The sequence below is a fragment of the Dapis brunnea BLCC-M229 genome (assembly GCF_050015995.1).
Lineage (GTDB): Bacteria > Cyanobacteriota > Cyanobacteriia > Cyanobacteriales > Microcoleaceae > Trichodesmium.
In genome coordinates this window covers 15774-32429 of sequence record NZ_JBNHEP010000085.1, presented here as the reverse complement: position 1 = coordinate 32429, position 16656 = coordinate 15774, and the positions used below count along the sequence as shown (strand labels likewise).

General features: G+C 33.7%; 11 protein-coding genes. 4 read left to right on the top strand and 7 right to left on the bottom strand.

The features are described 5' to 3' along the window. Window positions 1–140 precede the first annotated feature (140 nt). Window positions 141–2561: an AAA domain-containing protein gene (locus ACP6PM_RS09525; RefSeq protein ID WP_426583997.1), complete on the bottom strand. Its 2421-nt coding sequence runs from the start codon at window positions 2559–2561 to the stop codon at window positions 141–143. Between the two features lie 299 nt (window positions 2562–2860). Then, complete coding sequence (locus tag ACP6PM_RS09520; RefSeq protein WP_426583995.1) at window positions 2861–3970, bottom strand: serine/threonine protein kinase; 1110 nt, start codon at window positions 3968–3970, stop codon at window positions 2861–2863. A 256-nt stretch (window positions 3971–4226) separates the two neighbouring features. Here ACP6PM_RS09520 and ACP6PM_RS09515 point away from each other — a divergent pair, with 256 nt between their 5' ends. Then, window positions 4227–4358, top strand: a complete 132-nt coding sequence (locus ACP6PM_RS09515; protein WP_426583993.1) for a hypothetical protein — start codon at window positions 4227–4229, stop codon at window positions 4356–4358. 1103 nt (window positions 4359–5461) lie between these two features. On the opposite strand, the gene ACP6PM_RS09510 is transcribed toward ACP6PM_RS09515, so the two are convergent. Together ACP6PM_RS09510 and dapF are read right to left on the bottom strand one after the other, a co-directional pair. Then, window positions 5462–6607 (bottom strand): hypothetical protein, encoded by a 1146-nt coding sequence (locus ACP6PM_RS09510; protein ID WP_426583991.1) that lies wholly within the window; start codon window positions 6605–6607, stop codon window positions 5462–5464. Between the two features lie 538 nt (window positions 6608–7145). After that, a complete protein-coding gene (gene dapF, locus ACP6PM_RS09505) occupies window positions 7146–7997 on the bottom strand; it encodes a diaminopimelate epimerase (RefSeq protein WP_426583989.1) in 852 nt (283 codons plus the stop codon). A gap of 61 nt (window positions 7998–8058) precedes the next feature. Here dapF and ACP6PM_RS09500 point away from each other — a divergent pair, with 61 nt between their 5' ends. Further along, window positions 8059–8271, top strand: a complete 213-nt coding sequence (locus ACP6PM_RS09500) for an Hfq-related RNA-binding protein (protein WP_293101010.1) — start codon at window positions 8059–8061, stop codon at window positions 8269–8271. Between the two features lie 758 nt (window positions 8272–9029). Here the strand turns inward: ACP6PM_RS09500 and ACP6PM_RS09495 are convergent. Further along, complete coding sequence (locus ACP6PM_RS09495) at window positions 9030–11324, bottom strand: monovalent cation:proton antiporter family protein (RefSeq protein WP_426583987.1); 2295 nt, start codon at window positions 11322–11324, stop codon at window positions 9030–9032. A 1369-nt stretch (window positions 11325–12693) separates the two neighbouring features. Here ACP6PM_RS09495 and ACP6PM_RS09490 point away from each other — a divergent pair. Next, the gene (locus ACP6PM_RS09490; protein ID WP_426583985.1) at window positions 12694–13572 is read left to right on the top strand and encodes a M23 family metallopeptidase; all 879 of its coding nucleotides are present in this window, start codon (window positions 12694–12696) and stop codon (window positions 13570–13572) included. 204 nt (window positions 13573–13776) lie between these two features. Next, window positions 13777–14298, top strand: coding sequence for a late competence development ComFB family protein (locus ACP6PM_RS09485; RefSeq protein WP_426583983.1), 522 nt, complete (start codon window positions 13777–13779; stop codon window positions 14296–14298). A 352-nt stretch (window positions 14299–14650) separates the two neighbouring features. Here ACP6PM_RS09485 and psb29 read toward each other — a convergent pair whose 3' ends face one another. Next, a complete protein-coding gene (psb29, locus tag ACP6PM_RS09480; RefSeq protein WP_426583981.1) occupies window positions 14651–15370 on the bottom strand; it encodes a photosystem II biogenesis protein Psp29 in 720 nt (239 codons plus the stop codon). Between the two features lie 847 nt (window positions 15371–16217). After that, entirely contained in the window at window positions 16218–16592 is a 375-nt protein-coding gene (locus ACP6PM_RS09475) for an STAS domain-containing protein (RefSeq protein WP_293110532.1), read from the bottom strand. Window positions 16593–16656 lie beyond the last annotated feature (64 nt).

Genomic DNA, 16656 nt, shown 5'->3' with positions numbered 1-16656 from the left:
GTTTGGTCTCCAAACCCATCTCAAGATTTCGTCGTAATAATTTGATTAATCACTACATTTTCCCGAATTTTTCCAAATTTTCATCTGTCAGGGTTTGGTCTCCCAACCCATCTCAAGATTTCGTCGTAATAAGCAATATTTTATTCTACAAATTTACCAGACTTAAGTCGAGAGCAAACTTTACTACTATCAATATATTCGATTAAATCTTTAAACTGATTAGGAATATTGCGAGGAGTTTTTCCTTCATAAGCCATATTATCATTGCCTACTATAATTAATAACTGTCTCGCACGAGATAAAGCCACATTTAATCTCCGATAGTCGGAAGTAAAACCCAATATTTTCTTATAATTACTCCTAACTAAATCATAAATAATAATATCCTTTTCTCCACCTTGAAAAGCATCAACTGTGTGAATCACAATATGTAGATTTTTCCACAACTGCTTATTATTAGGAGCAATAGTCGATTCTAAAATACCAACTTGTGAACGATAAGCGGAAATAACACCAACCTCTTTTGATAAATTATTCGACTCACAATTTTTTTGAATGTCTGCCAAAACTCCCCTAATAACTTTAGCCTCATAAATATTAGTGAAACTTTTTCCTGCTGGTTTTTCTTGAGATTTTTCCCGTGGAACATCGCTAGTAGATATCCAATAAATACTGTTCTTCAATTCTGTTAAACCATGTTGTTTTTCCTCAAGATTAACAGATTCACTTTTTACCGTACCTTCGTAAAATAATTCGCTAACTAAATTACCAAGATCTGGGTGCATTCTATATTGATTAGTTAGAGTTATCTTATTATTATCCGGCAATTTTTCATAAAGATACTCAAACAAACTTATCTCCAGAATTCTTTTTTCAATCTGTTGTTCATTCCACGCTTTTTCCTGAACTTCCTTATCAATAATTGGCGGTAACTGTTGATGGTCTCCCACTAAAATAATTTTCTTTCCTTTCGACATTGGAACAAAACTTTCCGGTGCAGTCGAGCGAGCAGCTTCATCAATTATTACCCAGTCAAAATTACGGTCTTTAAATCTCGCTACACCTAAACAGGTTGCCCCTACAACATTTATTTCATCTATAAATATAGACATCAAATCTTGTTGTTTTCTCTGCAATTTTTCATTCCATTCTTTATTTAACTTCTGTAAATTAATGAAATTATGATAATTTTCTTGATTATCCCCCAGAAGACTCTCTAAAAATTTTGACTCTCTATCTATCCAAATTGAAAGTTGTTTTTGTTCTGGATATTCGATGCCAAACTTATCGCTATATTTTTCTATAGATTCTAATATTTTTCGTTCCAACTCTAGCTTTTCATAAATTAGCTCCAAGGCAATATCCGAAAATGCTATAGATGCTGAATTCTCTGGTTCAATAACCAATTCAGAATTAACTCTAGCAATTATTTTTGTTAATTTCGCAGCCAAACTTTTCAACTCTTGATTTCTACTTTTAATCTCTTCTAGCTCAGAAATCTTTTTCACCCCTGATAAAAGTTGCTCATTTTTATCCTGATACTCCTGCCAATAAACAACAGATTTTTCACTAATATATTTTTGCCAATTAATAATAGCCTTCCCTACTTCAAACTGTTTAGCACTTTCCTCTATTTTTTCTTCTCTACCAATTCTAATACACTTAATTTCTTCACCTTCCACACCATAAATTCTCGTCAAAACATTATCCACTGCCACATTAGACTGAGAAGAAATCAAAATTTTATCATTAGGATATTGCTTGAGAATTTGCCGAATAATTTCTGTAATCACAGAAGTTTTTCCAGTTCCCGGAGGTCCCTGAATTAAAAATATTTCCTCAGTAGCTAAAGCTTTACATACAGCCTTTTTTTGTGACTCATCTAATTGTTGATTAAAAAATTTATTATGATTAATTGATATAGGCTCAATTAACTTAACATCAGAAGGATTAACAATAACCTGACATAATTCTGGATTTTCTGAATCACCATATCTAATCTCTCTTAAAGCTTTACGTCTTTTCTCAATTTCAGATTCTTCTTTTTGTAAATCTGTTTCAATTTTTCCTGTATCCGATATAGACGCAATAATTTCATCAGGGCAAAAATCTCCAATACTAATATGTAGTTTTTCAATTAACTCTCCATTACTAGATTTTTCCCCACCAGTAATCTTTCCAATAGGCAACTGTTTTAGTTTTTTTCGACTAGAAGAAGATGATTTTTTTGTCGAAATAGTTACAGATAATGGAGGGGATGTAATTTTTTCCAAATCTTCAATAGAGATAGGTTTAGTTAAAGTTAAAATTACAATTTCTTTTTGCTGGTCATAAATTTTTTGCTGATATTGAAAAATTGATTTTTGCTCTTGAATAATCTCTTTTTCAATATCAATTACAGCTTGCCATTGTTCAAAAGTTGCTGCTAATGCTCGATTATTTTCTATTTCATTTTTAACCTCTTCCTCTTTCTCCCAAATTTTGTATATCAAGTCAGTTATATCGCTCCTTCGCCTTAAATTAGAATCTATTTCAACAATAGGATATACTTTGATTTCCACTCCATTTTCAACAATTATTTCTTGTGTCTGAGGAGCGACAGATATTAGCTCTTTATAAATAACAATATAATCAGGTTCCTCTAAGAGATTGTTTGTAAAGGAAATATAAAAAGGAGATAGGGAACAGGGAACAGGGAACAGGGAACAGGGAACAGGGAATAGGGAATAGGGAATAGGGAATAAGGAGGAAGAAATCAAGACAAATATTTGTCGCTTAAAAATCTAGGAATATATGTACTGAATACTTCTCTACCTACCAAATTTCAATCTCTTGAAGTATTACCGCTTTTAGATTTTAGTCACTCGCATGTTCTCTTAATACTTATTTTACAAACAGTCTCTAACTCAATAAAACCTTGGTAAATTTTAGCTAAAGTTTCTAGGCAAATTTCTACCTTCAGCCTATTTTCTTTTTCTTCCTGCGGATTCTTTTGAATATGTTTTTTAATATATAAGATTCCTGAATTAGCTTTTAACTCTGACTCAATATGTTTTTTAACTCTTAAACCCTCTCCTTGATAATTATTGCTTTTATCTACTTTTTCTCTAAATCCAGGAGTCACCCTAAATACTATATTTTTGGTTTCAGATAATATCTCTAAAAAATCTGCAATAACTTTTCTCAAAACATCAAGCTTAGGGCGTTTTTTACGGTCTATATTCGTCGCAATTTTCAAACCTTCTATTAAACTTTGATAATTTTCATAACCATCCAAAGCTAATTCAACAGACTCATAAAGAATACTTTTATCCCTTTCATCTTGAAAATTAATTCGCTCCGACTGAGTTGATAATAAATATAAAAAAGTCATCCCCAAAGAATAAACATCCGAATCTCTAGAAACTCCCTCAAGATTAATTTGCTCCGGCGCAGAAAACAAAGGTGTATGATAACTTCTAATCGTATTTGTTAAAACAGTAGTAGTAATAATAGCTATGCCAAAATCTAAAACTTTTGCTTGGGGTTTCTCATCAATATCTACCACCTTAATATTATCTGGCTTAATATCCCGATGAACAATATTCTTTCCATGAGCATGACTAATTCCATCAATAACCTCCAAAAATAAACTCAACTTTGTCTTTAAATCAATCCCACTATCAAAATAACTTTTAATATCTTCACCATCTAAATATTCCAATACTAAATAAACCAATTTATGACGCTCTTCATAACCATAATCTATAAACTTTACAATATGAGGATGATTAAGACGTTTTAAAGTATCAATTTCTCTTTCTAACAATTTAATTGCATTTTCTTCATCCGTAGAAATAGTTTTGATAGCGTAACGTTCATTAGTATTTAATTTTTTAGCAAAATAAACAATACTACTTCCACCTTCTCCCAGTTTTGCTTGAATATCATACCTACCACCAATAATTTCACCAACAAGAGAATCAGACATAATTATGTTTCACTTATTTACACTTAGATAGTTTGATATTATTAACATAACAAATAACCTCAAAAAAAATAATAAGTATATAGAAGCCATTTGGTATTTTTGACCCGCGTAGAAATTTTTGAATTATAGCAATTTCCAAAACTAACGCTATACTTGGATAAAACTTCAACTATTAAGTAATTAGCTCAGTTGAATTACTTTCTTGTTAATTTTAGCTAATTTGAAATTAATTATTCTTGTTTTGTACGGACGTTGCATGCAACGTCCCTACCCTCACTTCCCGACTCCCCTCACTCCCCTACTTCCCGACTCCCCTACTCCCCTACTTCAATCAAATGTAGAAAAATTTTTGAGAAATGGTATTACGAGTCGGGAGGGAGTGGAATAGAGGCAATACAAGAAAAAGATAAAAGATTGAAAAATGCTCCCTTTCTTTTAAAAATGCTAGCTCTCAGTAGTCAGCATTTGTAAGCATTCAGCGGTTACTTGTCAGTATCAACCATCAGCTTTTAGCTGATAGTTAGTTAAGATTAGAATCAGATTTTTCCCATCATTAAATCTTTCCATCTATACTTCCCTAGTGGAAAATCACAAATATCTTCATTCTCTGAGACCTAATGAAAAAAATTTCAGCGTCAAAGGATTTTCGGTTGCATCCTCACAATTTTTGTGATACCATAAAAATCATCTGGGGTTGTTCGCCTATGCATATGACTTTTTATTCAACTAAAATTCCTGGCTAAGAGAAAGTCAAAATATTCAGGAATTTTCCCAGGAGCAATACCAAAAATATTTTCTTTTCATCTTCTAGAGCTTCCCACAAAAAAATCGCACGTCAAAGGATTTTCGGTTGCATCCTCACAATTTTTGTGATACCATAATAATTATCAGCGGTTGTTCGCCTATACACATGACTTTTTATTCAACCGAAAGTATTTTTTCTTAGCTCAGAGCAAATGTTGTAGAAAGGAAAATTAATGTAAAAGATACTAAATGGGTTATATTTCATTAATGGATAATGGATAATTGATAATTTATAATTACAAGAAGGTTAAAACCGTTCGGGAATTGAATATAAGGAATATTTTCTTTGTTTTCCCCTATCCAAGGGGAGGCTTCAAGGCGCGAATTATTTAATTAATAATTATTAATTTTTCGGTAATCAAAAATAAATTTACTGTAGGGGTTTGCTTACTAAATCCCTAAACATTTATTTTTTTCACAATTAACGTTATTTATAACTAAAGAAATACAGTGCTTTTTAGATTGATGAACCATGTATTCACAGCCAAAACCTTTTAGCTATCTTTCATGGAACATCCCTACTGTAGTCTACTAATTATGAAAACTCTCTTTCTGGAGGTAATGTTTCGCTACGCGACATGAAAAATGAAACTCCTTCCCTGAAAGCTAACTGATAACTAATAACTCACAGACATAATCAATTACATCCCCCTATTCCCTATTCCCTCTTTTAGACTAATAACTGAATTAACCTTGATTAAACTCTTCAATAATCCAATGAAAAATTTCCATTACTTGCTGTAATGCTGAATCATCTTCTAATGTTGATAAACGCAAACTAGGCGTTCTGAACTCCTCAGCATTTCTTGGTAAAGCTAAACCAATAGAACTAAATTTAGACCTCAACTCTAACCATTTAGTATCACTATTAAATGGAGGTTGACAACTATAATTATTAGAGTAAATTTCCAGACGACCAGAAATATCAATACTAAATAACTCTAAATTTTTTTTCCCTGCTTGATTAACTATTGCTGCAAAACCACCATAAACATCTCCCGTACCCCACTGAATTTTCACTAAAGGTTCTTGATTTTTAGCCCAGTTATGAATTTTTACAACTATTGAAGCTTCATCAGCACCCCATCTCGTTTTAAACTCTGGAAAGAAAGATACCTCATCCCATCTCCTCCTTTCGCGAGTCGTGCTTGATTTTTTCAGTTGTGCTTCTGTAGTTTGACCAATTACTCTAGGAACTAAAGTTCTTAAACCTTCTTGACTAACATACTGTTTAATTTCTAGTGCTAAAATTTCTACTGGGTCCATCTGTTCGTTGAGAAATTCCACTATCCTTCGTAGTTCCGCTGGAATATCCTCTGCCACAAATACTAAACGAATTTTTCCTGCTTGTAGATTGGTTTTAACTTTCTGCCAAAATTTTTCCTCATTAGCATCTTGACCCAGAAATTCTTCAAATACTTGTTCTGGGTCGCGACCATTTTCTCGGCAATTAACTTCAAACTTAGCAATAATTGATTCCAGAGGCCAATAAATTCCTGCATTAGCAGCATAATCAATCATTTGACCTACCACTTTCTGGCGAGCTTCTGTATTATGAGTTGGTTTGACTTCTACTAATGTCGGAATTGCTTCTTGATCGAGAAACAAATGAGATAACGCCCATTCCTGAGTCATCTCTTCTTCTTTTGATGTTGCTATTTCCCGTGAAATTAATAACCATCGTCTTGGGATACCTCTATCTATATCATCTCCTGCTAAGAGATTAGGATAAGTTTCCAGAAATTCTTGTAGTTGATCTTCGGAATCATAAGCTTGTTCAGTCATTTCCACAAGTTGGTCGTTGTCCTGAATTAAATAAATACCTCCCCCCATGAATCTACCTCTATTGTTAAGTTAAAAGTTATAAAGTTAAAATTATTAGAAATCCTAATCTCAATCTAAGTGTTTAAAATAGAATACTTTATTTTTGATACTAAAGTTTTATTCATAATTGAAACACTATGGTGAAAATTTATATTTCAACTATAGCTATAAGTAAAACCTGTGATAAACTTATATCTTTACAGATGCAACAATCTTCATCAAATCTTTACCAAAAGCACTGTTTTTATAAAGTTTTAATCAACTTGATGAACATCAAGCAAATATATATAGCGGTTTTCATATTAATGAGGTACAGCATTTTCTTTCTCTTTACCGAAAAATTAAGGTATAAAGCCTCTCCATTCATGGATAAAAAAGAAAAAAAATCCTTTTAGCCAATCCTATCTGTTATCAGAAGAGGTAATTATTAATTATTAATTATTAATTATTAATTGTTGAACTATTCCTTGTTTATTAAAATCCAAAACTAATTTGTCAATGGTGAAAAAAAAATAAATTTCAACAGTTAAAAATATCTGCCATTTTATTAATTAATTACTGATTCATCAATAACTCCTGTAAATACTTTTTCTGCTGGTCCAGTCATATAAATTTTTTGGTCTGTAGTTGACCATTCAATGTCTAAACAACCTCCAGGTAACTCTACTGTAACTAAGCGCTCGTTGTTTTGAGTTAAAACCCCTGCGACCACTGACGCACAAGCACCCGTACCACAAGCTAGTGTTGCACCAGCTCCTCTTTCCCATACTCGCATTTTTACATATTTTGGGCTAATAACTTGAATAAATTCTGTATTAGTACGTTCTGGAAATACTGGGTGATGTTCAAACTCAGGACCTATTTTTGCTAAATCTATAGCACTAACATCTTCTACGAAAGTTATGCAGTGGGGGTTGCCCATGCTCACACAGGTAACAGACCAAGACTTTCCAGCTACTTCTAGAGATTGAGCCACAACTTTTTCATCAGGATTACTTAAAGTTGTCGGTATTTCCGATGCCAATAGTCTTGGTTGTCCCATATCAACTGTTACTTGACCATCAACTTGTAATTCTGGAACAATCAGACCAGCGCCAGTACAAATATTATATTTAGTCTTATTATTATTTTCTAGTTCTGCTATAAACTTAGCTAAACATCTAATCCCATTTCCACACATTTCTGGTTCCGAACCATCAGAATTGAAAATTCTCATGGTATAATCAGCTTGCTCTTCTCCTGGTAGGGCAAAAATTACACCATCTGCACCAATACCAAAATTGCGATCGCACAATTTTATTGCTTGTTCTGGTGTTAGTATAGGCTGTGATTGGTGGCGATTATCAATCAAAATAAAATCGTTGCCCAAACCATGATATTTAGTAAATGATATTGTCATTATTATCCTCCAATAATTCGGTAAAAATTTACTCTAACAGGAAATATATTAAATAGTAATTATGTCTGATTTTGATACCAGTTTGCCAAGTACCCGCCAAATTCAAACCTATATCAAAGAGAAAAAAGAAGTAGAAATGAAACTAATTACTAACGACCTTCATGTAGGAAAAGTTTTCTGGCAAGACCAAAATTGTATCTGCCTTTTAGATCAGTATGATTTACCAATTCTAATTTGGCGACAATCCATTGTTTATCTCAAACCAAAAAACTAATGATGATTGACACAATTCAAAATTTATCAACTTAAATATTTTAAACTATTTAATTCCATAGCAATCCTATTTAATTTGTAATATTTTGGTGTCAGTTAGGAATCAGAAGTCAGGAGTCATAATTTTCAGGATTCTCAGATCAAATTAACTATTATAAAAATTTTCACAACCAATGCGCGGATTGCTATATAGCTGTAGTAACTCCTCCAAGGTAGTTGTATATTAATAAGTAGTTAGACCTTCATTAATTACACACTCATTAACTCTTCAATATTATTCAGCCTATAGTATAGCAGGAAACAGAGAACAGTTAGAAAAACATTTCCCCTTACTTAACGAAAAAGTAAGGTTTAAAGTCTCTTCATCCGTAAGCATTCAGCTATTAGCGGTCAGCCATTAGCTATTTCGTAAATAATGAATATATACTCTACCTTACCAAGGTCATTTTTTTTCCTATACATACTTTTAATTTTCCTTAAATCTCTCAATACTAATTCCTGCTCAAAAGGCAATGAATTAGTAGCTGAAGGCTGAATGCTTACCTTCATTCAAAGTATTTTTTAAGGAGTAAGGGAGTAGGGGAGTAGGGGAATAATTTTTTTGCCCAACTATGCGCCATAAATACTAACTTTTTGAGCATGAATAGCTGAAAATCAGGTACTTTTTCAAGACCTAAAAAGGCACTTATCTTTATCTGTCAATGATTTTATATTTAATCAGCAAGCCCTAATTATTAATTATTAATTATTAATTATTAATTATTTAGTTGTACTTAACTTTTGTTTTTGAGGATATATCTTAGATTGGGGAATAGTCAGTTGTCGTATTTGAGTAAGTTCATGGAAACCACCACAAAGAAGTAAGCGATCGCCCATTTGTAGGTGTGTATCTCCTTGAGGCCATCGAATAAATTTTCCTTCTCGTTGAATTGCTTGAATTTGTACTCCGTACTGACTGTATAAATCTACCTCAGATAATTTTTTACCCACAAAATAACTAAACTCAGCTAACATCAACCATTGGCAGGATGTACTTTCCTTTGGTACAGCAATTTCTCCTCTTGCCAAGCGATCGAAACTATCTAATTCTGAAGGTTCCCCTACCAACAAAAGTTTATCGCCAATATCTAATATTGTCTGGCCTTCTGGATAATCAATTTCTTCTCCTTCTTCCCTGCGGATAGCCATTAAACTAACTCCTGTCAACCTTCTTAAGCTAGTTTCCTCTAAAGTCATACCAGTCAGAGGAGAATTTTCTGGTAAAAAATACCATTTGCTGTTCAAGTCTTGAATTGCTGCTTTTAACTCCCTAGATATTTCTGGGTTTGGAATTACAGGTCGCAATGCTTGATAATGACTTTGACGAATTTCTTCTATTTCCTTTTGAATAACTTTTGCCGATATTCCCATACCAACCAATAGATGGTTAGAAAGTTCTAAACTAGCTTCAAAATTTGGTTCGACTACTTCCCTAGCTCCCAGTTGATATAGCAATTCAATATCCTTATATCGGTTAGCTTTAACAACTATATCCAAATCTGGGGCAAATTCTAGAGACCGCTTCAGGCAAAGTCTTGTACTCATGGAATCTGGTATAGCGATCGCCATTGCTTGTGCTCTATCCACACATGCTCTTTCCAAGACGTGCATAGAGCAAATATTACCATAAAGATAAGGAATATCTTTTTCCCGCAACTTTTGAGCCACCCTTTCTGACTGGTCAATAACCAAATAGGAAATACCATGGTTTTCCAGTTGTTGTACTAAGTTACGTCCTACTTTTCCATAACCACATACTATAACATGATTTTGTAGAGGTAAATCTACTGAGATAGCTGTATTAGGTTGAGTCGTTTCATAGAGATACCTTTGTAACCAAGAAAAATTTTCTGCCCAATTTAACAACTGTGGGGCAATTTTCAGGACAAAAGGTGTAATTACTAAAGTTACAGCCGTTGTGCCCAATATTAATAAGTATACCCGACGAGAAACTAATCCTAATATTTGTCCCTTACTGGCAAGTACAAAAGAAAATTCTCCTATTTGAGCTAAACCTAAACCTGCCAAAATTGCTGTTTTCAGAGGATAGCCAAAAATTCTAACAATAGGAGTAACAATCAAAAATTTTCCTACTAGAACAAGAAACACTAAACCCAGGATTATTTCTAGATGATTCCACAGGAAAAATGGATCGATTAACATCCCAACCGCTACAAAGAAGAGAGCTGCAAATATATCTCGAATAGGTTCAACATAAGTTAGAGTTTGGTCAGCATATTCTACTTCAGATATCATTAGACCTGCTACAAAAGCTCCCATTTCAATAGAAAAACCTAAATATTCAGTCAACAGAGCTATTCCTAAACAAAGCGCCACAACTCCCAGTAGAAATAATTCCCTACTTTCAGTTTTTGCCAGAAATCTTAGTAAGGAGGGAATTACCCAAATTCCTGCTGCTATAGCACTAAGAGCAAAGAGGCTAATTTCCAGAAGCGATCGCCCCACTGCCATACCAATAATTTCTGGTGGTTGGTTTAAAGCTGGTAAAACAGCCAACATTAGTCCCAAAGCTAAGTCTTGAACGACTAAAATTCCTAACATTACTTGACCATGGGATGTAGATGCTTCGTTTCGCTCCATCAAACATTTGAGTACCACTGCTGTTGAGGATAAGGAAAGTATTGCTCCTAAAAATACTCCTTGGACTGGAAAGGATACCCAACCTACACCCACAGAGACTAATGTTGTGACTAAAATGGTAAAAATAATTTGTAGTCCACCACCACCGAGGCTAATTGCTTGGACTTTTTTCAATTCTGCTAGGGAAAATTCTACTCCTAAAGCAAATAGTAAAAAAGCTACCCCTAATTGAGCTAAAGTTTCTACTTGAATAAGTTCTTTAATTAAACCAAATCCTGCTGGTCCAACAATAATCCCACCTAGTAGATAACCTAATAAAGCTGGCTGTCGCAGGAGTGATGCGAATATTCCTCCTGCTGCTGCCGCTGTTAGAACTAATACTAAGTCTATAATTAACCTGAAGTCTTCTTGCACGGATTTTTATAAAAATGACGATATTGTAAAGATATATTAACTCCAAGGTAAGAATTCAGCTATTAGTGTAGTGGTAATTTCAGTTCTCAGTTCTCAGTTCTCAGTTCTCAGCATTAAATTTTTTAATTAAGTAGGGGGTAAATCTTGGTTATAGTTATACCTAGTCGATGCAGGGATTTGAGTAATCTCAGCTAGTGAGCAAGTATACTGATACGGGTTAGGCAAAAAGCAAAAGTTGACTAAAACAGCTTTTCACCTTCTACCAACCTACTAATTTCTAAAGTATCCTTTTGGGGAGATGGGGGATGATTAGAGAGGAATTTAAAAAACGTGATAGATGATAACCGGATTTGGTATAGTAAAAGTTGTACAGAAATTATAGTTGTATATATAGCAATCCTATTTTATTTGTGTCAAAAATCTTGCCACTTTTTGGGAATAGGTATGGAGGCAATGGTCAATGGGTAAGAGTTTCAAAGTTGATTTCTAGTTTTTGAATTTTTACGACCTATTTAGGATTGCTCTAGTCAAATAATGTCGAATATCTTCGTTGATTTGTACTAACGAGCTACTAAATATTTGACCAAATTTAATAACTCTCGACCATAGGTTTAATGGTATAATTAAATTGACTGAGAATTCAAGGCTAAATCACAATAATTAAAGATTAATAAATCCTCGAATCCTTTAGTAACTTTAACCCCTTGATTTATCAGATGAGTTGAGAGACATATTATTCAGATTTAAAGTTAATTAGTATGATGCCCGAATTATTGATAGTTACTCACCCTAAATGGAAGTTATCCGCCATAATCCACCTATATAAAGCATTCTGGCTGTCTTAATATTAGTTTGATTAACAGTTTATTATGGGTTATTTTTTCTGGTTCAAGAATGATAATTATTTGATATTTTCTGTTAATTTGTTATGCCTTATTAGTTGATGATTTAAAAATTGTCAAACTGTGAGCAATAGTTTCCTCGATCGAGACTAAAATAGTCCAACTTTGATAATATAACTCTCCGGAAATTAAGATTTCAGCAATTAACAATGTTCATGTCGGCGACAGGCGATACAATTAATAATTAATAATTACCCCTTCTTAAAACGGATAGGATTGAGTCAAAGGAAAATTTTTGATTTTTCCCCTATCCAAGGGAAGGCTTCAAAGCGTGAATTGTTGAATGAATAATTACTGACTATCAACTCTTAATTATTAATTATTAACTATTAATTATTAATTATTAATTATTCGGTAACAACCTCTTTATAGTAGTTTCGGATGAATTATCGGAGATGTATAATATATGGATAAAAAAATTCAATTTTTATTTAATTGATCTGAAGAATCTCAAATATAAATAATTAATGTTTTTATCAGTTAAATTTAAGCAGTTTATCCATAGTTTAATCTTGGCTACTGTTACAGCAGTTTTGGTCGTTGTCATACCTGGTCTCAGTCAAACTGTACAGGTAACTCCCACTAACCCACAACTCGGAGATACTATATCTGTTGTGATTCAGCAACCCAACAGAAAGCTATCCACTCCCACCGTTAATATGGATGGAAAAACTTACCCCTCATTTTCTATTGGACAAAATAGGTTTCGTGCTCTGTTGCCTACCACTCCCTTAGATAAATCTGGTCTCCGACAACTTCAAGTTACTACTGAAGCAGGTATACAGAATCTAAGCGTGAATTTGCAAAGTCCCTCTTTTCCCACTCAATCTATTTGGCTACCTCCTGACAAAGAATCTCTTAAAGGAACAGACTTAGAATTTGACAGAGTAGGAGAATTTAAACAACTTGTCACCCCAGAGAAATTTTGGAATGGTCCGTTTCTGCGCCCTAACAATGGTCCAGTTAGTACCGTCTATGGAGTGCGGAGATATTATAATGGGAAGTTTGCTGAGAACTATTATCATCGTGGAGTGGATTATGCAGATTACAATGGCTCCCCTGTCGTAGCTCCTGCTGCTGGTCGTGTTGCTCTAGTAGGATTAGAATCTCAAGGTTTTGAAATTCATGGTAGTACTGTGGGTATTGACCATGGTCAAGGAGTAACCAGTATTTTTATCCATTTGAGTAGTATTAATGTCAGGGAGGGTGATATGGTGAAAGCTGGCCAGCAAATTGGTGCTGTAGGATCTACAGGAGCATCTACAGGTCCTCATCTTCACTGGGGATTATATGTGCATGGTCAAGCTGTAGATCCGGTTCCTTGGCGATTCAATGGTATTGAATAGATTTTCTCTAGTTATTACAGCAAAACTATGGAAAAATTTTTGATACAGAATTTTTGTTTATAAAAATATCTGTAATTTGTTTAATTATTCTTGGAATAATTAAGTGGTTATTTGTATTGACTTTGATGAACTTATCATCTTATTCTAATTATTAAGCTAGAGATTTTATTGGAAAATTATTATCAATAAACTTACACAAAACTTATGAGTATAGAAAAAATTGTTGAACAAGCTTTACAAGATGGTTATTTAACACCTTCTATGGAAGCAGAGGTAGGACGAATCTGTAATACGGCTTCTGAATTATCGATTGAGGAATATATGGCTCTTGACCGTTTAATGGGAGCTTTATTAACAGGAGAAGTAGTTGTTTTACCTCGGAAACAATTTATTAATGTGATGGAAGAGTTAGTATTATCTGAGGCGATCGCACGGGTGGCAGAGATTGAAGCGACAAGCGATAAAACTCTTGATGTGGGAGATATTGCAGCTTATGCTCTGAATAGACTTCCTCCTTTATATGCTACTACTGAGGAGGGTGCTCAGTTTCAAAGGTCTAAAGCTAAAGAAGAGCTTCAAGATTTGATTTCTCAACAGGTAAATGAAGCTATTGAACAAAATATTAATCGACAACCAATTAACCCTACAGCTTTTGGCAGCTCACCCGATTTCACCTCACAACTGAGCGACATGCTCAAATCTATAGCTACAGACTATGAACAATAGCATAATTTATTTCAGAATTAATCCATCTTGCCTCATCTAGATAAAGAAATCAAATTAGTTCTGAGAAGTAAACGATTGATGATTTTCAACAAAAAAATATGAGTAGAGATGTTTAATTGACATCCTCTACTCCTATAGTCTGACTTACTTTTTATACCTATAAAATCAGTCTTTAGGATATAAAAATTTTCACAATTGTATATTCATCAAAGTTTGCTATTCTATCTATCATGTTATAATATTTTCCTCTACCTATTCTGAGGAAAAATTGTCTCAATTAATAATTCAAAATCTAATGTTTTATGACAATAGAAAATCAAATTATTAAGCTTTAATAACTTAATAACATTCTTTATTCACTATCTTCTGAAGTATTATTGGCAGTACTAGAAATTTTATCTTTTTCTAACCTACGTTGTTCTCGTTTTTTCTTCGCTGCTTCAAGAGTATCTTTCATAGCGCTACGAGCTTGAGTTATTCTCTCCAAGTTACGAAGATACAAATCTATATCCTTTAATAACTTTTCTTCTAGTAAGTTTAAAGCTTGGCAAACTTTCTTCAGTGCTTCTGTCCGCTTATCTTGTTCCTTGATTAACTCTGTATCTACTATTTCTAGTAAAGTAAACAAACCTATAGCAAATAAGCGACTATACCTAAATTTTGAGTTCTCAGAAATACCTCTTAAATAATCCTGCAAATGTTGAGTATTATCTATATTATTTGATAAACAAATCCACGAAAGCATATCCGATACTGACATTTGCCGAGCTATATCTTCTAATCCTTTAGCATCAGCACGGTATTTGTTGGGATCTTCCTCTTGTGCTTGAATCAAAGCATTAAAAATCGAAATTTTGTCCTGCTCTGGAGAATATCCCTGCATAAAACGGTCAAAAGCTGTAACTACACCCAGAGCATAAAATGGGTTATAGCTATAATTAGTATTAACGGAAATCAGGTGCATTTCCACTAGCAACTCTTCAACTACCCGATTATATATCGAATTAATAGGACGGGTGTGAAAGTTATAAAAGGATTTCTTAGTATCTGAAACAGTACGAATATTATTCACCTGGTGTTCTAGTTCTATAATCCCATCCCTAGCTCTTGATTTCTTATCTACTGTACAAGTTTTTAAGTATATAGTAGCAGAGTGGGTTTTACGATATGAAGTATTTACCTCAACGCTGTACTTATGCGTATTTTATTAATCCTAGCAAAAGATAATATAGCACTATAGTTGAGTTTTTACTTGATATAATTGTCTGTCAATTTAGAAATGATGGATAGATTTTTGTAACTTGGATATTAGGATAATGCTTTTTGGGATTGCTTACCGTTCTTAGGAACCTACAATTATCTATATAAATCTATGATTATCTATAGATAGTCTCTTCTATGTCCTGTTTCTACCTGGCAAAGTCGGCGTTATCCAGTCCAGAGAATGTCGCGGACGTTTGCTGTTGCTTCGCAAAACTAGCGTAATTCAACGCTGCCGAGAAACGCGGAACGCGGAGCGTAGCTCTCACTGCGCGCCATAGCTAGATCTCAATTAAGATTCAGCCACAAACACACCAAGTAACATGAAGGAGTTATTTAGAGCAATAAAAATTAATCAAACCTTATAGCTTTTTTTGAGTAGGACTTTTTTTCTAGTCTAATTTGCTGCTAAAAATAGCGTTCGGTAGCTTATAGTTGGTAGCTATTCAAATCAAAACTTTAAATTATGACTTTAAAGCTTAGTCCAACTAAATGAGTATTTCACCAAAGTACAGGTCTATGCTGCTAGAGCTGAATTGATTTCCAAAAGATATACTATTGATAAACCAAAGGTAGAAATAATAGTCCTTTAAAAGTATTAGTTTAACTATCAAGGTCTTATTTCTACCATCAAATTGACTCGTTCTGCCTCAGAATTTTTAAGCTCTATTGCCTTCACGGACATCATCATAATTAAGAGCTTCTTCTTCTGTTTCAAAAATCTCAAACACAGAATCCATCATGGTTACTTCGAATACCAGTTTAGCTTCTGGATGAACGCTACAAATACGGAAGCTACCTTTAACTTTGTCAGCATCTCGCATCCCTGCTACCAGGGATGTCAGTCCAGAACTATCAATAAAGTTAACCTGGCCTAAATTGACCACTACATGACGACTTAGTTTGGAGATACATTCCTGCAACTTGAGGCGAAACTGCCAAGCTGTTGTGATATCCAAGCGTCCAGTTGGTGCTAGGACGATTACTGTTGTGCCGTCCTGAGTTGTGTGGGTTTTTTGCTCAATCTGAATCACTGACCCTTCCCTCGGGATGATATTACTTGCGGTGGTTGCCCATCTAACTGTAGTTTAACTCAGA